This window comes from Agromyces sp. CCNWLW213 (genome assembly GCF_037199545.1).
Taxonomy (GTDB): domain Bacteria; phylum Actinomycetota; class Actinomycetes; order Actinomycetales; family Microbacteriaceae; genus Agromyces.
Map to the genome: position 1 here is coordinate 371662 of NZ_JBBBDX010000003.1, position 18629 is coordinate 390290.

Here is an 18629-nt window from a genome sequence, read left to right on the forward strand (position 1 = left end):
CCGTCAGCCCTCGAGCATCGGCACGCGGAGCCCGCGTTCGCGCGCGACCTCGACGGCGCGGTCGTAGCCCGCGTCGACGTGCCGCATGACGCCCGTGCCGGGATCGTTCACGAGCACGCGCGCGATCTTCTCGGCGGCGAGGTCGGTGCCGTCGGCGACGATCACCTGGCCGGCGTGGATCGAGCGGCCGATGCCGACGCCGCCGCCGTGGTGGATGGACACCCAGGTCGCGCCCGACGCGGTGTTCAGCAGCGCGTTGAGCAGCGGCCAGTCGGCGATCGCGTCGGATCCGTCGGCCATCGACTCGGTCTCGCGGTACGGCGACGCGACGGAGCCCGAGTCGAGGTGGTCGCGGCCGATCACGACGGGCGCGGAGAGCTCGCCCGACGCGACCATCTCGTTGAACTTAAGCCCCGCGAGGTGGCGCTCCTTGTAGCCCAGCCAGCAGATGCGGGCGGGCAGGCCCTCGAAGTGCACCTTCTCGCCGGCCTGCTCGATCCAGCGGCGCAGGTGCGCGTCCTCCGGGAAGAGCTCGAGGATCGCGTGGTCGGTCGCGGCGATGTCGGCCGGGTCGCCCGAGAGCGCCGCCCAGCGGAACGGCCCCTTGCCCTCGGCGAAGAGCGGGCGGATGTACGCCGGCACGAAGCCGGGGAAGTCGAACGCGTGGGCGTACCCGCCGAGCTCGGCCTCGCGTCGGATCGAGTTGCCGTAGTCGAACACCTCGGCGCCCTCGGCCTGGAAGCCGACCATGGCCGCGACGTGCCTGGCCATCGAGCGCCGGGCGAGCTCGGTGAACTCGTGCGGGTCGGATGCCGCGAGTGCGTGCCATTCCGCGACCGACACGCCTTCGGGCAGGTACGACAGCGGGTCGTGGGCGCTCGTCTGGTCGGTGACGACGTCGATCGGCACGCGGCGCTCGAGCAGCTCCGGGAACACGGAGGCGGCATTGCCGACCACGCCGACGCTGAGGGCGGTGCCCGCGGCCTTCGCGTCGAGGACGCGCTCCACCGCGGCATCCAGCGACGGCGCCACCTCGTCGAGGTACCCGTGCTCGACCCGACGGCGCAGGCGCGACTCGTCGACGTCGACGATGAGCACGGCGCCGCCGTTCATCGTGACGGCGAGCGGCTGCGCACCGCCCATGCCGCCGCAGCCCGCGGTGAGCGTGAGCGTGCCCGCGAGCGTCGCCGTGGCGGCCTCCGAGGCCGAGGCGCCGCGCTTGGCGGCGAGCGACCGGGCGACGGCCCCGAAGGTCTCGTACGTGCCCTGCAGGATGCCCTGCGTGCCGATGTAGATCCACGAGCCGGCGGTCATCTGGCCGTACATCGTGAGGCCGAGCTGCTCGAGCCGGCGGAACTCGGGCCACGTCGCCCAGTCGCCGACGAGGTTCGAGTTCGCGATGAGCACACGGGGCGCCCACTCGTGGGTGCGGAACACGCCCACGGGCTTGCCGGACTGCACGAGGAGCGTCTCGTCGGACTCGAGGCCCTCGAGCGTGCGGACGATCGCGTCGTACGCCTCCCAGTTGCGGGCGGCCCTGCCCGTGCCGCCGTAGACGATGAGGTCCTCGGGCCGCTCGGCGACCTCGGGGTCGAGGTTGTTCATGAGCATGCGCAGCGGCGCCTCGGTCTGCCAGCTCTTCGCGCTGAGCTCGGTGCCGCGCGCGGCGCGGACGGTGCGGGGGCCGGCGGCGGTGCCGGCCGAGGTGGGTGCAGCGGTGGTCATGGTTCGATCCCACACCGTGCGCGCGGTGCGGGCAACGGATGCCGCGGGCGTGCTGTCCGGTATCCCGGACCGCCCCGTGTCCCGAGCGGGGACGCCGAGCGACCGCCGACGGTGCGGCGGTTCACCGCGGGGACGGCCGTACGCTCAGCCGAGCTGGACGCCGCGGGCCGCCATGAACGGCACGGCGTCGATCGCGGTGCCGTCGATGCGCACCTCGAAGTGCAGGTGGCAGCCCGTCGAGGCCCCCGTCGTCCCCACGGCCGCGATCAGCTCGCCCGCCGCGACGCGCTGGCCGGGTTCGACGAGGATGCCGCCGTCGGCGATGTGCGCGTACCCGGTCTCGACGCCGTCGCCGTGGTCGATGAGCACCCAGTTGCCGTAGGTGCCGAGGCGACCGGCGTCGGTCACCACTCCCGCGGTCGCGGCGAAGATCCCCGTGCCGCACTGCGCCGCGATGTCGGTGCCGCGATGGAACTCGTTCACGCCCGCGACGGGTCGGACCGGACGGGGACCGAAGACGTCGGAGATCACGCCGCTCACGGGATCGGCCCAGCCCTGTGCGCTCAGCTGACCGGCGTCGGTCGGGAGGTTCTGGAAGGCGTCGACCTCATCGGAGGCCAGCACGGTGCGCGCGCCCTTCAGCTCGGACCGGGCGGTGGACACGGCGGTCTCCGCCGCGCGCACCTCCTTCTCGAGGGCGTCGATCGGGATCGCCTCGACGGCTTCCCATGCGGCGGCGGCGCGCTCCTCGGCCTGGACGGCCTCGGCGTCGCGTCGCTCGGCGATCTCGCGCAGCCGGCTCGAGTCGCCGGCGAGGCTCTGCAGGCGCTCCATGCCGGCGAGCCCGGCGAGGAGGTCGTTCCCGGCGTCGAACGCGGCACCCATCGACGAGAGCGCCGCGCCGTCGCCCTCGACCGCGTCGAGGTAGACGCCAGCCGCCACCTCGGCGGCCCGTCGCTTGTCGGCCGCGCGCTCGTCGAGGCGCTCGGCGACCGCCGTGGCCGTCGCCTTGGTGCTGCGGGCCGCCTCGAGTGCGGACTGGGCCGAGCGCAGCTCGACCGTCGCACGCTCGAGCTTCAGGCGGAGGCCGGCGAGTGCGGACGACTCGACTCGCGAGGTGTCGGCCTGCGACGTGGAACGCATCTGGGCGACGGGTCCGTCGCCGACCAGGACGTACGGCGCGTCGACCCGCGGTCCGGACGGCTGCCCGGTCCCGCCCGGGGTGGGCGTCGGGGTCGGGGTCGGCGTGGGAGTGGGCGTCGGCGTGGGAGTGGGCGTCGGCGTCGGGGCGGGCGTCGGCGTCGGCGTCGGCGTGGGTGTTGGCATCGGCGTGGGTGTCGGGGTCGGCGTCGGCTCCTCGGTCGGCGTCGGCTCCTCGGTCGGCGTCGGAGCGGGCTCCTCGGTCGGGGTCGGAGCGGGCGCCGGGGCCGGCTCTTCGGCCGGGACCGTCGGCTCCTCGGTCGTCGAGACGGTCGACGACTCGGTGGTGGTCGCCTGCTCGGTCTCGCTCGCAGCGGCGGGCGTCAACGTGCCGAGCGAGAGGAGCAGCCCGCTGGCCAGCGCCGTGACGGCGATCGCGCACCGCCGGGCGGGTCTCGCTCGGAACGGGTCGTGCTCGTCGGGATGTGGCTGCTGAGTCATAGGGCTTCCGGGGTGCCGCCCGCGTTGGCGACGAAGCCCAGTCTGTCATCGGCTCCGGAACGGCACAACCACGGGTGCGCAACGTCGTGCCCACAGTTCGGGGGGTGCCCCGCGGCGGGGTTCAGACGAGGTCGACGACGGATGCCGCGCGCCGGAGCACCTCGCCGGATGACACCGCCCCGACGAGCGCCTCGATCTCGGGCGCGAGGAAGCGGTCCGGCCCCGGGGAGCCGCCGTGCTCGGCTGCGAGCGCCGCGACGGCGCCCGTCGCCGCGCCGGGCGTGAGCGGAGCGCGCAGCGCGAGCCCGCGTGCGGCGGTCAGCACCTCGATCGCCAGGACCCGCGCGAGGCCGTCGATCGCGCGGCGCAGCTTGCGGGCGGCGGCCCAGCCCATCGAGACGTGGTCCTCCTGCATGGCCGACGACGGGATCGAGTCGACGGAGGCGGGCACGGCGAGGCGCTTGAGCTCCGACACGATCCCCGCCGCCGTGTACTGGGCGATCATGAGCCCCGAGTCGACGCCGGCCTCGTGCGCGAGGAAGGGCGGCAGCCCGTGGTTGCGGGCGCGGTCGAGGAACCGGTCGGTCCGTCGCTCGCTCATGGACGCGACATCCGCCACCGCGATCGCGAGGAAGTCGAGCACGTACCCGACGGGCGCCCCGTGGAAATTGCCGTTGGACTCGACGCGGCCGTCGGGCGTCAGCACCGGGTTGTCGATCGCGCTCGCCAGCTCGGCCCCGGCGACCGATGCCGCGTGGGCGAGCGTGTCGCGCGCGGCTCCGTGCACCTGCGGCGCGCAGCGCAGCGAGTACGCGTCCTGGACGCGCGTGCACTCGGGCCCCTTGTGGCTCGCGACGATGGGCGACCCGGCGAGCAGGCTGCGGAGGTTCGCCGCGGACCGGGCCTGCCCGCGCTGCGGTCGCAGCTCGTGCAGGTCGGCGGCGAAGACGGCGTCGGTGCCGAGGAGTCCCTCGACGCTCATCGCCGCGGCGACGTCGGCGGTGGCGAGCAGCATCCGCAGGTCGTGGATCGCGAGGGCGAGCATGCCGAGCATGCCGTCGGTGCCGTTGATGAGCGCGAGGCCCTCCTTCTCGCCGAGGCGCACCGGAGCGATGCCGGCCGCCGCGAGGGCGCTCGCCGCGTCCGTCGGCTCGCCCGAGGCATCCCGGACCTCGCCCTCGCCCATCGCGACGAGGGCGCAGTGCGCGAGGGGCGCGAGGTCGCCCGAGCATCCGAGCGAGCCGTACTCGCGCACGACCGGAGTGATGCCGGCGTCGAGGATCGCGGCGTACGTCTCGGCCGTCTCGCGCCGCACCCCGGTGCGACCCGTCATGAGCGTCGACAGGCGAAGCAGCATGAGCGCGCGCACGACCTCGCGCTCGACCTCGGCGCCCGACCCCGCGGCGTGCGAGCGGACGAGGCTCGCCTGCAGCTGCGCTCGGCGGTCCTCGGCGATGAACGTGGTGGCGAGCGCCCCGAACCCCGTCGAGATGCCGTAGTGCGGCTCGGGGTCGGCGGCGAGGGCGTCGATGACCGTCCGGCTCGCGGCGACCGCGTCGAGGGCGGCCGGGTCGAGCACCACGCGCGCATCGTGGCGCGCGACGGCGACGACCTCGTCGATCGTGAGAGGTCCGGTGCCGACGATCACGGCGTCGACGGATGCCGCGGTGCGGGCGTTCTCGGGCGCGATGGTGCTCATGCCTCCGATTCCACACCGCGCCGGTGCGGGCCGGAACGGCCGGCGGTACGCTGGCGTCCGAGATCCCGGACGCGCCCGACCCGGGGCGGGGAGGTGGCGATGGCCGAGTCGAAGGCACCGGCAGCCGACCAGGCGCTGGCGATCCTCTCGCACCTCGCGTCGCAGCGGGGCCCCGCGCCGGCGGCGGCGATCGCCGGCGCCCTCGGACTGCCCCGGTCGACGACCTACCAGCTCCTCGCCGTGCTGCAGGAACGCGGCTTCGTCGTGCACCTGCCCGAGGAGCGCCGGTACGGCCTCGGCGTCGCGGCGTTCGAGCTCTCGAGCGGATTCAGCCGCCAGCAGCCGCTCACCAGGCTCGGCCGTCCGCTCGTCGCGGGCATCGTCGACCGGCTCGGGGAGTCGGGGCACCTCGCGGTGCTCCACGGCCGCGACGTGCTCTACCTCGTCGAGGAGCGAGCGGCCCGCCGCCCGTCGCTCGTGTCCGACGTGGGCGTGCGGCTGCCCGCCCACCTCACGGCCTCGGGCCGGGCGATGCTGGCCGCGCTGCCCGCGGCGCAGCTGCGAGCGCTCTACCCCGACCGCGCGGCGTTCGCCGATCGCGGCCCGACGTCCGCGGATGCCGCCGCCTGGACCTACTCGCGTCTCAAGGCCGTGCTCGCCGAGGTGCGGGCGGCCGGCGTCGCGGGCGAGCACGGCGAGGTGACGGGGGGACTCGCCTCCGTGGGCGCGGTCGTGCTCGATCACCTCGGCTGGCCGGCCGCCGCCATCGCGGTCACGTTCGCCGAGGGCTCGGCGGCCGAGCTCGTCGCCGACGCGACCGCCGCGGTGGCGGAGGCCTCGACGACCCTGTCGCGCCGCATCCGCGGCGCGCGATGAGCGCCCCGAGACCCGGCTAGCGTGGAGATCCACGACGAGGAGGCGACCATGGCGCAGTTCATCCGGTACACCGAGCACGGCGGGCCCGAGGTGCTCACCCCGGTCGAGGGCCCGGTGCCCGAACCCCCGCCGGGCCGCGTGGTCGTCGAGGTGCGGGCCGCCGGCGTGAACCCGGTCGACTCCAAGATCCGCAGCGGCAGGCGCGGCGCGCGCGACTTCAGCCGGCCGCAGGGCGTCGGGGCGGATGCCGCGGGCGTCGTCGTCGCGATCGGCGACGGCGTCGACGACGTCCGTGTCGGCGACGAGGTCATCGTGCACGGCGCCGCGGGCGCCTACGCGACGCACCTCGTCGCGACGCCCGCGCAGCTCGTCCCCAAGCCCGCCGAGGTGGGCTTCGAGGAAGGCGCCGCGCTCGGCATCCCGGCGGGCACCGCGTACCAGGTGCTGCGGTCGCTGGGCCTCCGCGAGGGCGAGGCGCTCCTGCTCCACGCGGGCTCCGGCGGCGTCGGGCAGGCGGCCATCCAGTTCGCACGGGCGTGGGGCGCGGACGTGGTCGCCACCGCGTCGCCCGCGAACCACGCCCGGCTCCGCGAACTCGGCGCGGTGCCCGTGGCCTACGGCCCCGGGCTCGTCGAGCGGCTGCGCGAGGCATCCCCCCGCGGCTACGACGTCGCGCTCGACGGCGCCGGAACCGACGAGGCCGTCGAGGCGAGCCTCGAGCTCGTGCCCGACCGTTCCCGGGTCGCGACGATCGTGCGCATGGCCGACGCCGACGACCTCGGCATCCGGACGTGGTCGAGCGCCATTCCGTCGACGATGGGGCCGGAGGAGGTCCGGCTGCGCGCCGAGGGCGTCGCCGAGGCGGCGCGCCTCGCCGCCGCGGGCCGGTTCCAGGTCGAGGTCTCGGGCCGGTACCCGCTCGCCGCCGCGGCCGACGCGCAGCGCGAGAGCGAGGCCGGCCACGTGCGCGGCAAGATCGTGCTGGTGCCCTGACTCAGCCGCGGCCCTCGCGCCGCGGCAGGCGCGAACGGATGCCGCCGGCGACCCGACGGGGAAGGGAGCGCGTGTCCGGGTGGAGGCGGCCCGCCGCCGCCTCGGCGCGCCGGTCGCCGTCGAGCACCACGAAGCCCACGTGGAGCGCGCCGGGCCCGAGGAACGCCGTCTCCTCCGGCGTGAGCCGGAGCTCGACGCGTCCGTGCCGGTGCTCGGCGGGCCGTCGCAGGAGCACCCCCGAGGCGCGTCGCTCGAGCCGGACGATGACCTGCGCGGCGTCCGGAACCCGCTCGAGCCGGGCCGACAGCCGCAGCCGGTCGCCCGGGCGTCGCAGCCGCAGGCGCCGGACCTCGAACGCGGGCAGCGGGGCGGCGCCGTGGCGGTCGGCCGCGCGGCGCTGCACGGCGCCCCAGCGCGCCACGACCGCCGCGTCGTCGAAGCGGGCGGCGGCGCGGCGGGCCGCGGCGCGGAGCCGCGCTCGGTCGGACTCGGGGAGCGAGGCGACACGCGCCACGGTCGCCGCGAGCGCCGCGACGTCGCCGGGAGCGACGAGGAAGCCGTTCACGCCGTACTCGATGAGGTCGGCGGGACCGTAGGGGATGTCGTAGGCGATCGGCACGCACCCGCGCGACATGGCCTCGAGCAGCACGAGCGGCGCGCCCTCCGACGTGCTCGTGAGCAGGGTGACGGATGCCTCGGCGAACGCCTCCGCGGCGTCCGCGCGGTGCCCGGCGAACTCCACCTCGTCGCCGAGGCCGCGCTCGCCCGCCTCGGCGACCAGGCGATCCAGCTCCGGACCCGTACCGAACACGCGGAGCCGCGCCGGCGCGCCCTGGGCGCGGGCGAGCGCGACCGCCTCGATCGCGTGATGGACGCGCTTGCGCCGCGTGAGGCCGGCGACGACCACGACCGCCGCCGGGTCGCGGGGCGCATCCTGCGGCGCCGACGACCCTCCGGGGGGCGGCGCCGGTGCGGGCGTCGCGTTGGGCACGACGGCGAGGTTGCCGCCGTCAGCGAGCAGCGTCGTGGCATCCGCCCGCTGCCGCTCGGTCAGGAACACGATCGCGTCGAACCGCTCGGGGCGCGCGAGGACGTCGCGGCGCGACGCCCGGAGCGGACCCAGCGGCCGGTCCGCGCCAGCCAGGTGCGCGTTGTGCACCATGTGCAGCGTCACCACCTCGGGCAGCCGGATGCGCGCCATGAACCTCGCCGCGGTCTTGCTGTCGACGATCGCGAACGCGCGCTCGCCCGCAGCCGTCTCGGCGATCCAGTCGGCATAGCACGCCCACGCCGAGTCCCACCGGTGCACCGGGCGCTCGTCGTGGTCGAACCGCGTGATGCGGCGGCGCTCGCCGCGGTCGCGCGGCCGCTCGTCGAGCACGGCGAGCGACCCGTCGGCACGACGGTGCTCGACGCGGAGGCCGCGACCGTCCTCGAGCGTCGCGACGGTGCCCGGGCCGGCATCCGCCGCGTCGCCCCGCAGCTCCTCGTAGAGGTTCCGCAGGCGCAGGCCCGGCACGAGCTCGCCGAGCCGCGTCAACCGGTCGCGCACCGCGCCGTAGTCGGGCCGCGCGTCGAACGTCAGCACGTCGACCCGGGCGCCCGCGAGCTCCACGAACGAGCGGGAGCGACGCAGCATCGCGCCGGTCATGCCGCCCGGCGCGTCCGGGATGCTCCACGTGACCGCGAGCTGCCGTCCGGAGGGCAGCAGCCCCTCGCGCTCGTCCGGCGTCATGCCGCCGGCACCAGCCAGCCGCGCAGCATCCGCGTCACCCACGGCAGGACCCAGTACGTCATGATCGGCGTCAGCACGAGCGTCGTCGCGAGCACGCGCAGCGCGAGCGGCACGTCCTCCCAGCCGGGCACGAACGCCATGAGCAGCGCGAAGGCCAGGTTCACCGGGAAGAACCCGAGCCAGATGCTGACCGCCTGCTTCCAGCGCGGCGGCGCCGCGGGCATCGTCGCGCCCGCCGCGGCATCCGTCACCGAGGGCACCGAACCCGTGGGCGGATCGTCGAACCAGCCCTCGATGCCCGTGCGGCGCCGCGAACGCTCGTCGCGCACGAAACCCCGGCCCATCTCGAGCCACCAGGCCCGCTCGGGCGACTGCTCCCAGGCCGCGAGGGTCGTCTCGTCCGAGAAGCGGTAGAGCATGTGCCACACGGTCGAGTCGTCGCCGGCGCGCACCCAGCCGGAGCCGAGGAAGCCCGGGTACCGGTTCGCCAGGTTCACCCCCGTCTGCACCCACACGGTCGCCTCGGCACTTCGGTCGGGATCCACCTCGCGGCGGATCGACACGGTGATCGGTTCGCTGGCCATGCCTCCATCGAACCCCACGCCCGTTGCGGGCGCGTAACGGACGCCGGCGCGCGCGCTCATTCGGCGCCTCCGCCCGGTGCATGGGCCAGCATGCGCTCCGAGGCGCGGATGTCGGCCTCGCGCTGCTCGCGGTTGATCCTGATGAGGCGCTCGTCGCGCAGCTCGAGCCGGAGGGACTCCTGCGCGGGGATGCCCTGGCGCAACTGCCGGGCGCGCTCGACCTCCGAGTCGAGCACCGCGCCGACGAGCACGGCCATGTTGCCGAGCCACGTCCAGAGCAGGAACGCGATGATGCCCCCGAGGACGCCGTAGACGCGGTCGTAGCTGGCGAAGTTCCACACGTAGAGGCCGAAGAGCACCGTCGTCGCGATCCACACCGCGAGGGCGACGCCCGCCCCGATCGAGATCAACCGGCGGCGGGGCCGGCGCACGTTCGGCGCCGCCCAGTAGAGGACCGCGAGCATGAGCCCGGCGAGCAGCGCGATCACGGGCAGCTTGCCGAGGTCCCAGACGAGCACCCAGTCGTCCTCGATGCCGAGTGCCGCGAAGACCGCCGTCGCGACGGTGCCGCTCACGACGAGGGCGACGGCCACCAGCGAGCCGAGCACCACGAGCACGGCCGCCGCACCGAGCATGGCGGGCCGCGACTTCCAGAAGGGCCGCCCCTCGGGCACGCCGAGGATCCGGTTCATGCCGCGCCCGAACGCGCCCAGGTACCCCGACACCGTCCACAGCGTGACCACCAGGCCCGTCGCGAACGCGAGGCCGGCCCTCGAGGCGTTGAGCAACTGGTCGAGCGGCTCCGTGAGCGCCTTGGCGACATCCTCGCCGCCGAGGTCGCGCACCGCGGCGAGCGCGCCCTCGGCGACCTGCTCGGCGCTGCCGAACACGCCGATCAGGGCTGCGGCCGCGAGCATGGCCGGGCACACGGTGAGCACCACGTAGTACGTGAGTGCCGCGGCCAGGTCCCAGCACTGGTTGATGCGGAACTCGTGCACCGCACGGGTCGCGATCACCTGCCAGTCGGGACGGGTCGGCGTCGTCGTGAGCATGACCCGAGCCTAGGGATGACCGCGGGCCGTCGCAGGGGATTGCCTACCCGAGGTGCGTATGCAGGAATCCGGCCACCCGCTCGCGCAGCGGCGCGTCGAGGATGCCGATCGAGTGCGCGTCGCCCGGCACGACGGCGAGCTCGACGGGGACGGCCGACGCACTGAGCGTCGCCGCGAACCGCTCCGCCTGGCCGACGGGGACGACCTCGTCGGCCGCGTGTCCGATGAGCACGGGCGGGTCGCTGGGGTCGACGTGCGCCGTCGCCGACGCCTCGACCGCCTGCGGGCACGTCCCGTCGTCGTCGGCGGGCTCGCAGCCGAGGAAGTCCGCCACGATGCCCCGCAGCCAGGGGGAGGCGCCGTCGGCCTCGAGCTCGGCGGCGGCGAGCCCCACCGGGCCCGAGAGCTGCGCCACGGCGGCGACGCGGGACCCGGTGTCGGTCGGCCCGTCGCCGAGGGTGCCGAGCAGCGCCGCGAGGTGACCGCCGGCCGAGCCGCCGAACACGCCGATCCGAGCGGGGTCGATGCCGAACCGCTCGACCTGGGCCGGCTCGCGCAGCCAGGCGACCGCGGCCGCGACGTCGTCGATCTGCGCCGGGTAGCGCGCCTCGGGCACGAGCCGGTAGTTGACGGATGCCGCGACGAAGCCCTCGCTCGCGAGCCACAGGCACACGTTCCGCCAGTCGCTGTTCGCCTTGTCGCCGCGCGCCCAGCTCCCGCCGTGGACCGAGACCACCGTCGGCTGCGAACCGCCCACGGCGTCGGCGGGCGGGCGGCAGACGTCGAGCGTGAGCAGCGTGCCGTCGGCGGCGACGCCGTACTGGAGGTCGGCGTCGACCCGCAGGCCGGCGGGCGGCTCGAAGGTGCGGATGCCGATGACCTCCGTGCCGGCGACCTCGCTCGAGGCCTGCTCGGCGGTCGGGTCGAGCTCGCGCACGGGCTGGTGGAAGGCCGAGACGGCCGCGGCGATCGCGAGGGCCGCGGTGACGGCGAGGGCGACCCGGACGGACCGGCGACGCCGGCCTCCGCGACCGCCGGAGAGTCGGGTGGGGGTCACGGGGGCTCCGGGTTCAGGGGTGAGGTGATGCTACCCCAGGTTCAGGCGGATGCCACCGTCCGGATTCCCTTCGCCTGCGCAGTGCCGTGCCCGGGGTCAGCCGACCACGGCGCCGGTCGCGACGTCGATCGGCACCGACGCGTCCTCGTACGTGGAGTCGAGCATGACGAGCGCCCGGACGGGCCGCTCGCCCGAGGCATCCGCCACCGGCATCCGCTCGACCGACACGATCACCGACGTCGGCTCGGCGATGCCCGAGTGCTGCTTCGCGGTCTCGATGAAGTCGGGGATCGCCGCCCAGTCCACCTCGCCGGCGTCGAAGAGCGCCGCCGCAGGGTCGTCGGGCTGGATCAGTTCGGGGCCCTGGTGCTCGGTGCGGTCGTACCGGAACTGGTAGGTGTCGATCGTCAGCGCGCCGGGTGCGCTCGGCGCCGCGGCCAGCGCGTAGGAGTCGTAGAACCCGATCCGGACGAACTGCGTGCCGCCCGTCTCCGCCGCGAGCGCGTCCACGATCTCGCCGTGCCGGTCGCCGAGCACGACGCCCGCCGATGCCGGGTCGCCCGCGGCGAAGGCCTGCACCGAGCGGCCGAGGGAGTCGTACGCGGGCACGAGCGTCACCGCGGCGGCCGCGACCCCGACGGCGACGAGCAGCGCCGTCCGCAGCGGGCGCCGCGGCGCCTTCGCCGCGCCGGAGAGCGTCTGCGGCTCCGCAGCCCACAGCGTCGCCTGCTCCGCCAGCGGCACCGTCCGGTCGGTGCCCGTGCGCAGTCGCTCGGCGTCCCGCACGCGCGCCCAGTCGAGCGGCGGGTTCCACGCGATCTCGACGTTGGCCTTCGCGTCGTCCGGCCGGTGCACCACGATGATCGAGCCCGGCTGCAGCTGGGCGAGCGCCACGATGTCGACGATCTGCCGATGCGTGGTCGTGTAGGCCCGACGATGCCGTGGGACGACCGTGAGGCCCAGTTCGACCTGCGGCTGGCCGTTCACCGTCAGGCCCGTGCGGCCGATCTGCTCGACCCGGGCGAGCGCGAGCTCGCCGACCGGGGCGACCGTGGGACCGGCCTGACGCGGCCGCCCGCCGAACAGGCCCGCGGAGCGGAGCCCGGCGAAGGTGCCGGCCGTGATCGCGACGGTGAGCGCGATGCTCCACAGGATCGAGTAGAGCGGGTCGCCCGTGGCGACGGCGCCGACGACGCCGCCGATGGTCACGCCGAAGGCGACGGCCGAGATGAACGCGAGCATGGGTGAGGTCCTCCGGGATCGATGCGGTGATCCGAGGATGCCGCGTCGGCGCGGACGGCGGATGGGTACGGGTTGCTCACTCCCCTTCCGGGCATGCTCATGCCCGCCGGGGACTCACTCGCCGACGGCGATCGGCAGCTCGTCGGTGCGCGGACCGCTCGAGAACCCGACGAGCGACTTCGACATGCACACGCTGAAGCGTTCGCCGACGTACTGGCCGAACTGCTCGATCCGGAGGTAGCCGTGCTTGGCGTACAGGGCGAGGGCGGGATGGTGCAGCGGACCGGTCTCGAGGAGGATCTCGCGGATGCCCCGCTCCGCGGCATCCGTCTCGATGCGCTCGATCAGGGCGCTGGCCACGCCGAGGCCGCGCGCATCGTCGAGGACGAACATGCGCTTCAGCTCGCCACTGGCCGGGCCCAGGTCGTCGGACTCCACCAGCGCCGCCATGCCCAGCGCGGTGCCGTCGGCCGTGCGCGCGACGTACACCGTCGTGCCGGGCGTCTCGAGCTCCGAGACGTCGAGCAGGAAGTTCGACTCCGGCGGGTACAGGGACTGCGCGTGCGCCGTACTGCCCTCGAGCAGGCGATCGATGCCCGGCTCGCGGGGCGACTCGATGGAGATCGACAGCGGTGTGGTCACGTCGAGAGCGTACGCGACTCGCGTTACCGGGTCGTTACGTTTCCGGATCGGCGGATGCGGCGCCCTGCCGATTCACAGGACCGCCTCCGGTACCCTTGACGAGTCGGTTCTGGGCACCGCGCCGTGCGCGGATGGGTTTGTGAGTCCTGAGGGCCGGTTCCGCGTCGCACCCGTCGCGGAAAGTCACACGTATGTGAACGGCCCCGGTCGACGACTGCCCGGGTTCTCAGTCAGGCTGCGCGAGCAACGCGCGCCTGCCTGCCATGTACACGAGTACAACCCAGGAAGCACCCATGCCGAAGAACAAGAAGCCCGCAGGCGGACGCCCCGCGAAGAACTTCGACCCCTCGTACGCGAAGGGCGGCCGCTCCGGCGGATCGGCCTCTCACAAGCCCGGCTCTCGCAGCCCCGGCCACCGCGGCTACCGCGCCGACGAGGCCGTGGCGCCCCGCAAGGCGCGCTGGAGCCGCGAGGAGCGCGTCGAGTCCGGCCGCACGCCGCATCGCGCCGAGCGGCCCGGTCGGGCCGACCGCGACGACCGCGCGCCCCGCCGGTTCGACCGCGACGAGCGTGCAGGCGTCGGTCGAGGAGCACCGCGGAGCGGCGGGTCTCGAGATCGTGACGACCGCGCCCCGCGTCGGTTCGACCGCGATGACCGTGCGCCGCGCCGGGACGACCGTGACGAGCGTGCGCCGCGCCGGTTCGACCGTGATGACCGTGCGCCGCGCCGGGACGACCGCGGCGACCGCGCCCCGCGCCGGGACGACCGGCCCTCTCGCTCGCACGATCGCGTCGACCGCGCTCCGCGCCGGTTCGACCGCGACGACCGCCCGGTCCGTTCGCACGACCGGGGCGACCGGGCTCCGCGCCGCGACGACCGGGACGACCGCGCTCCCCGCCGCGACGACCGGGCTCCCCGCCGCGACCGCGAGTTCGACCGTCCCGGCTTCCGCGACTCCGAGCGTCGTCCGTCCTCCTTCTACCCGGCCGGCGACCGCGCGGAGCGCTTCGCTCCGGCCGACGACGTCGTGCTCGAGCGGCTCGAGGCCGAGGCGATCCAGGCCGAGGAGGTCGACGGCATCGGCTTCGCCGACCTCGGCCTCGGGGGCAACATCGTCCGTGCGCTGAAGGAGCTCGGCGCCGAGTCGCCGTTCCCGATCCAGGCCGCGACCATCCCGGTCGTGCTCGAGGGTCGCGACGTGCTCGGCCGCGGCCGCACCGGCTCGGGCAAGACCATCGCGTTCGGCGCCCCGACGGTCGAGCGGCTGATGACCCTGTGGAGCGAGAACGGCGGCCGGGCGGGCGGCAAGCGCCAGTTCGGCCGCAAGCCCCGCGCGCTGATCCTCGCGCCGACCCGCGAGCTCGCGCTGCAGATCGACCGCACCGTCCAGCCCATCGCGCAGAGCGTGGGCCTGTTCACCACGCAGATCTACGGCGGCGTGCCGCAGGGCCGCCAGGTCGGCGCGCTCCAGCGCGGCGTCGACATCGTGATCGGCACCCCGGGCCGCGTCGAGGACCTCATCGAGCAGGGCCGCCTCGATCTCAGCGAGGTCGCCATCACGATCCTCGACGAGGCCGACCACATGTGCGACCTCGGCTTCCTCGAGCCCGTGCAGCGGATCCTGCGCCGCACCGGCGAGGGCAGCCAGAAGCTCCTGTTCTCGGCGACGCTCGACTCCGGCGTGGCGACCCTCGTCGACGAGTTCCTCGTCGACCCGGCCGTGCACGAGGTCGCGGGCGAGGACCAGTCCTCGGGCACGATCGAGCACCGCGTGTTCGTCATCGACAACCGCGACAAGCGCGACATCGTGGCGCAGCTGGCCGACCGCGAGGGCAAGACCCTCGTGTTCTCGCGCACGCGCGCCTTCGCCGAGGACCTCACCGACCACCTCGCCGACGCCGGCATCCTCGCGGTCGCGCTGCACGGCGACCTGAACCAGTCGCGCCGCACGCGCAACCTGCAGCAGCTCACCAGCGGCCGGGTCGACGTGCTCGTGGCGACGGATGTCGCCGCGCGTGGCATCCACGTCGACGACATCGACCTGGTGATCCAGGCCGACGCGCCCGACGAGTACAAGACGTACCTGCACCGCTCCGGCCGCACGGGTCGCGCCGGTCGCGAGGGCCGCGTCGTCACCCTCGTGCCGCGCAACCGCCAGCGTCGCCTGTCGGAGCTGCTGGACCGCGCCGAGATCGAGGTCGACTTCGAGGATGTGCGCCTCGGCGACGAACTGCTCAGCGCGCTCTGACGCGCTGCCGCCGCAGACGCGAGGGCCTCGACCGCACGGTCGGGGCCTTCGTCGTCCGCGGCCTTCGGGCGCCGTGGGACCAAAGGCGCATCTGCGCCCCGCCCGCGGCCGTAGCCTCGCGGCGGATCATCCGCTCCGGTGCATGCCGGGCCGAGCGAGGAACGAAGTGGGGACGGGACGACATGGCCGATGCGCAGCCTCCGATCGACGAGCCGACGCCGGCGTCCGCCAAGGACGCGCCGACGCCACCGATCACCCGAGGGTGGCTGATCGGCTTCGGCATCGCCATCGTGGTGCTGTCGTTCGTCGCCGCGTTCCTCGGCGGTTGGCTGGCACGCTCGGCCTCGACGGAGGCGGCGCCGACGCCCGAGCCGACGCCGACCGCGGAGTCCGTCGACTACGAGGAAGCGCTCGCCGACATCCTCCCCGCGGGCTCGGCGGTGCGGGCCGGCACGGGCGCGCCCGAGGCCGGGAAGGGGGACGAGGGCGACGTCTACATCGACATCTCGAGCGCCGACGTGTGGCTCTTCCAGGACGACTGGGTGCTCGTGGGGAACATCCGGACCTCGGCCGCCGAGAACCTCACCGGCGAGCAGGGGCCGCAGGGCGAGCCTGGCGCTGCCGGCGAGCAGGGTGAGCAGGGTGAGCAGGGTGAGGCCGGCGCCGCCGGCACGCAGGTGACGCTCGGCCTCGGCGCACCGGAGGCGGAGCGGTGCACGACCGACGGCGACCTCTACATCGACACCGAGACGGTCGAGTTCTACGAGTGCGCCGCGGGCGAGTGGACGCTGTTCGGTCCGGCCGGCGGGCCGGCGCCCTCCGAATCGCCGACCCCGGAGCCGACCGAGGGCGACGAAGGGTGACGGGTCGGCGACGGTTGGCGCGGACCGCCGTCGGCTGAGGCCGTCGACGACGATCCCCGACCGGACCGACGGCGGTGCGGCGCGGGTCGATGGAGGCTCGCATCGGCGCTCGACTGGCGGATGCGGCATCCGTTCGGCATACTTACTGACTGAACGGTCGGTTGTGAAAGCGCAACCGAGAGCGGATGCCGCGCTCGCCGCTGGGCCGGCGACGGGACATCCCCGACAACGTGGTCAGGAGAGAGCATGGCGGACGCGTACCTCGTCGGCGGAGTGCGGACCCCGGTGGGTCGCTACGGAGGCGTCCTCGCGAGCGTGCGGCCCGACGACCTCGCGAGCCTCGTGGTCGGCGAGGCCGTTCGCCGGGCCGGGCTCGATCAGGCCGCCGTCGAGGCGGGTGCGATCGACGAGATCATCCTCGGCGCCGCCAACCAGGCCGGTGAGGACAACCGCAACGTCGCCCGCATGTCGGTGCTGCTCGCGGGGCTCCCCGACTCGGTGCCGGGCATCACCGTCAACCGGCTCTGCGCGTCGGGCATGTCGGCGATCACCATGGCCGCCCAGGCGATCCGCGCGGGCGACGCCGACCTCATCGTCGCCGGCGGCGTCGAGTCGATGACCCGCGCGCCCTGGGTCCAGGCGAAGCCCGCCAAGCCCTGGGCGAAGCCCGGCGAGGCGTACGACACGTCGATCGGGTGGCGCTTCCCGAACCCCACGCTGCTCGCGCGCGACAAGGCCACCTACTCGATGCCCGAGACGGCCGAGGAGGTCGCCCGGGTCGACGGCATCACGCGCGAGGACGCCGACGCCTTCGCGCTGCGGAGCCAGCAGCGCGCCGCGGCCGCGATCGACGCCGGCCGGTTCGACGCCGAGATCGTCGGCGTCCCGACCGCGAAGGGCGAGGTGCTCGTCGACGAGGGCCCGCGTCGCGACACGTCGCTCGAGGCGCTCGCCGGCCTGCGGCCGGTCGTGAAGGGCGGCACGGTCGTGACCGCGGGCAACTCGAGCTCGCTCAACGACGGCGCCTCGGCGATCGTCGTCGCGAGCGAGGCCGCGGTCGAGAAGTACGGGCTGACCCCGCGAGCCCGGGTCGTCGTCGGCGCATCCGCCGGCCTCGCGCCCGAGATCATGGGCCTCGGCCCGGTGCCCGCCACCGAGAAGGCACTCGCCCGCGCCGGCCTGTCGGTCGGCGACCTCGGCTCCATCGAGCTCAACGAGGCGTTCGCGACGCAGTCCCTCGCGAGCATGCGCCGGCTCGGCCTCGACCCAGAGATCGTCAACGTCGACGGCGGGGCGATCGCACTGGGTCATCCGCTCGGCTCGTCGGGCGCCCGGCTCGTCGTGACGCTGCTCGGCCGCATGGAGCGCGAGGGCTCGCGCTACGGCCTCGCCACCATGTGCGTGGGCGTGGGCCAGGGCTCGGCGCTCATCGTCGAGGGGGTGCGATGAACGCCCCGGATGTCGCGGTGTCGCCGGAGGTCGCGCCGCCACTGCTCGTCGAACGCGCCGACGACCGCGTCGTCGCGACCCTCGACCGGCCCGACAAGCGCAACGCGATCGACCAGGCCACGATCGACGCGTTGCACGCGCTCTGCGCGGAACTCGAGGCCGACCCGCGCATCCTGATCCTCACGGGCGCCGGCGGGGTGTTCGCGTCGGGCGCCGACATCGCCCAGCTGCGCGAGCGACGGGCCGCCGACGCGCTCGCGGGCATCAACGCCAACGCGTTCGTGCGCGTCAACGAACTGCCCATGCCCGTCATCGCCGCGATCGAGGGCTGGGCGCTGGGCGGAGGCGCCGAGCTCGCGTACGCCGCCGACATCCGCATCGCCACGCCCGACGCGCGGTTCGGCAACCCCGAGACGGGGCTCGGCATCATCCCCGCCGCGGGTGCGACCTGGCGCCTCAAGGAGATCGTGGGCGAGGCGCGAGCGGCCGAGCTGCTGCTCACCGGGCGCATCGTGGACGCCGCCGAGGCGCTGTCGATCGGGCTCGTGACCGCCGTCCACCCGGCCGCCGACCTGCTCGCCGAGGCGCACGCGATCGCGGACCGCATCGCGAAGAACGACCGCGACGCGACCATCGCGACCAAGCGCGTGCTGCGGGCGCCGCGCGCCGACCATCCGCGCGTCGACCTCGAGGCGCAGGCCGAGCTCTTCGAGAGCCCCGAGAAGCACCGGCGCATGACCGAGTTCCTGGAGAGGCGGAAGAAGTGAGCGGGTCCCGATACGGCGCTGAAGCGCCGACTCGACCGCCGGGCGGCGCGCCCGA

General features: G+C 74.7%; 15 protein-coding genes. 6 read left to right on the forward strand and 9 right to left on the reverse strand.

All coding sequences use genetic code 11. From position 1 onward, the window contains the following. Positions 1-3 precede the first annotated feature (3 nt). The 3 genes from hutU to hutH form a co-directional block, all read right to left on the reverse strand. Positions 4-1725, reverse strand: a complete 1722-nt coding sequence (gene hutU, locus WBQ80_RS09170; RefSeq protein WP_336572046.1) for a urocanate hydratase — start codon at positions 1723-1725, stop codon at positions 4-6. 144 nt (positions 1726-1869) lie between these two features. After that, complete coding sequence (locus tag WBQ80_RS09175) at positions 1870-3366, reverse strand: M23 family metallopeptidase (RefSeq protein ID WP_336572047.1); 1497 nt, start codon at positions 3364-3366, stop codon at positions 1870-1872. A 121-nt stretch (positions 3367-3487) separates the two neighbouring features. Then, positions 3488-5065, reverse strand: coding sequence for a histidine ammonia-lyase (gene hutH / locus WBQ80_RS09180; RefSeq protein WP_336572048.1), 1578 nt, complete (start codon positions 5063-5065; stop codon positions 3488-3490). A 99-nt stretch (positions 5066-5164) separates the two neighbouring features. On the opposite strand from hutH, the gene WBQ80_RS09185 reads away from it, so the two are divergent. Together WBQ80_RS09185 and WBQ80_RS09190 are read left to right on the forward strand one after the other, a co-directional pair. Beyond that, the gene (locus WBQ80_RS09185) at positions 5165-5941 is read left to right on the forward strand and encodes an IclR family transcriptional regulator (RefSeq protein ID WP_336572049.1); all 777 of its coding nucleotides are present in this window, start codon (positions 5165-5167) and stop codon (positions 5939-5941) included. A gap of 48 nt (positions 5942-5989) precedes the next feature. Next, positions 5990-6934, forward strand: coding sequence for an NADP-dependent oxidoreductase (locus WBQ80_RS09190; RefSeq protein WP_336572050.1), 945 nt, complete (start codon positions 5990-5992; stop codon positions 6932-6934). 1 nt (position 6935) lies between these two features. On the opposite strand, the gene WBQ80_RS09195 is transcribed toward WBQ80_RS09190, so the two are convergent. The 6 genes from WBQ80_RS09195 to WBQ80_RS09220 all read right to left on the reverse strand — a co-directional run bounded on the left by WBQ80_RS09195 (position 6936) and on the right by WBQ80_RS09220 (position 13246). Further along, a complete protein-coding gene (locus tag WBQ80_RS09195; protein WP_336572051.1) occupies positions 6936-8669 on the reverse strand; it encodes a glycosyltransferase in 1734 nt (577 codons plus the stop codon). Continuing rightward, on the reverse strand, positions 8666-9253 hold the full coding sequence (locus WBQ80_RS09200) for an antibiotic biosynthesis monooxygenase (RefSeq protein WP_336572052.1): 588 nt from the start codon (positions 9251-9253) through the stop codon (positions 8666-8668). The genes WBQ80_RS09195 and WBQ80_RS09200 overlap by 4 nt, the downstream gene beginning before the upstream one ends. A 56-nt stretch (positions 9254-9309) precedes the next feature. After that, positions 9310-10305 (reverse strand): YihY/virulence factor BrkB family protein, encoded by a 996-nt coding sequence (locus WBQ80_RS09205; RefSeq protein WP_336572053.1) that lies wholly within the window; start codon positions 10303-10305, stop codon positions 9310-9312. A 43-nt stretch (positions 10306-10348) separates the two neighbouring features. Beyond that, positions 10349-11362 (reverse strand): alpha/beta hydrolase, encoded by a 1014-nt coding sequence (locus tag WBQ80_RS09210; protein WP_336572054.1) that lies wholly within the window; start codon positions 11360-11362, stop codon positions 10349-10351. 96 nt (positions 11363-11458) lie between these two features. Continuing rightward, positions 11459-12604, reverse strand: a complete 1146-nt coding sequence (locus WBQ80_RS09215; protein WP_336572055.1) for a hypothetical protein — start codon at positions 12602-12604, stop codon at positions 11459-11461. 114 nt (positions 12605-12718) lie between these two features. Then, entirely contained in the window at positions 12719-13246 is a 528-nt protein-coding gene (locus tag WBQ80_RS09220) for a GNAT family N-acetyltransferase (protein ID WP_336572056.1), read from the reverse strand. Between the two features lie 293 nt (positions 13247-13539). On the opposite strand from WBQ80_RS09220, the gene WBQ80_RS09225 reads away from it, so the two are divergent. From WBQ80_RS09225 to WBQ80_RS09240, 4 genes are all read left to right on the forward strand, one after another. After that, positions 13540-15495 carry a DEAD/DEAH box helicase gene (locus tag WBQ80_RS09225; protein WP_336572057.1) on the forward strand — a complete coding sequence of 652 codons (1956 nt, stop codon included), beginning with the start codon at positions 13540-13542 and terminating at the stop codon, positions 15493-15495. A gap of 182 nt (positions 15496-15677) precedes the next feature. Beyond that, positions 15678-16358, forward strand: a complete 681-nt coding sequence (locus WBQ80_RS09230; RefSeq protein ID WP_336572058.1) for a hypothetical protein — start codon at positions 15678-15680, stop codon at positions 16356-16358. A 246-nt stretch (positions 16359-16604) separates the two neighbouring features. Then, a complete protein-coding gene (locus WBQ80_RS09235) occupies positions 16605-17807 on the forward strand; it encodes a thiolase family protein (RefSeq protein WP_336572059.1) in 1203 nt (400 codons plus the stop codon). After that, positions 17804-18574, forward strand: coding sequence for an enoyl-CoA hydratase/isomerase family protein (locus WBQ80_RS09240; RefSeq protein WP_336572060.1), 771 nt, complete (start codon positions 17804-17806; stop codon positions 18572-18574). The genes WBQ80_RS09235 and WBQ80_RS09240 overlap by 4 nt, the downstream gene beginning before the upstream one ends. Positions 18575-18629: the final 55 nt, after the last annotated feature.

What these genes read in the sequence shown, in the direction of transcription:
- WBQ80_RS09195 (WP_336572051.1), bottom strand. Translation starts at nt 8,669, where the DNA reads ATGACGCCGGACGAGCGCGAGGGGCTGCTGCCCTCCGGACGGCAGCTC.
- WBQ80_RS09190 (WP_336572050.1), top strand. Translation starts at nt 5,990, where the DNA reads ATGGCGCAGTTCATCCGGTACACCGAGCACGGCGGGCCCGAGGTGCTC.
- WBQ80_RS09200 (WP_336572052.1), bottom strand. Translation starts at nt 9,253, where the DNA reads ATGGCCAGCGAACCGATCACCGTGTCGATCCGCCGCGAGGTGGATCCC.
- WBQ80_RS09215 (WP_336572055.1), bottom strand. Translation starts at nt 12,604, where the DNA reads ATGCTCGCGTTCATCTCGGCCGTCGCCTTCGGCGTGACCATCGGCGGC.
- WBQ80_RS09225 (WP_336572057.1), top strand. Translation starts at nt 13,540, where the DNA reads ATGCCGAAGAACAAGAAGCCCGCAGGCGGACGCCCCGCGAAGAACTTC.
- WBQ80_RS09230 (WP_336572058.1), top strand. Translation starts at nt 15,678, where the DNA reads ATGGCCGATGCGCAGCCTCCGATCGACGAGCCGACGCCGGCGTCCGCC.
- WBQ80_RS09240 (WP_336572060.1), top strand. Translation starts at nt 17,804, where the DNA reads ATGAACGCCCCGGATGTCGCGGTGTCGCCGGAGGTCGCGCCGCCACTG.
- hutU (WP_336572046.1), bottom strand. Translation starts at nt 1,725, where the DNA reads ATGACCACCGCTGCACCCACCTCGGCCGGCACCGCCGCCGGCCCCCGC.
- hutH (WP_336572048.1), bottom strand. Translation starts at nt 5,065, where the DNA reads ATGAGCACCATCGCGCCCGAGAACGCCCGCACCGCGGCATCCGTCGAC.
- WBQ80_RS09235 (WP_336572059.1), top strand. Translation starts at nt 16,605, where the DNA reads ATGGCGGACGCGTACCTCGTCGGCGGAGTGCGGACCCCGGTGGGTCGC.
- WBQ80_RS09205 (WP_336572053.1), bottom strand. Translation starts at nt 10,305, where the DNA reads ATGCTCACGACGACGCCGACCCGTCCCGACTGGCAGGTGATCGCGACC.
- WBQ80_RS09185 (WP_336572049.1), top strand. Translation starts at nt 5,165, where the DNA reads ATGGCCGAGTCGAAGGCACCGGCAGCCGACCAGGCGCTGGCGATCCTC.
- WBQ80_RS09175 (WP_336572047.1), bottom strand. Translation starts at nt 3,366, where the DNA reads ATGACTCAGCAGCCACATCCCGACGAGCACGACCCGTTCCGAGCGAGA.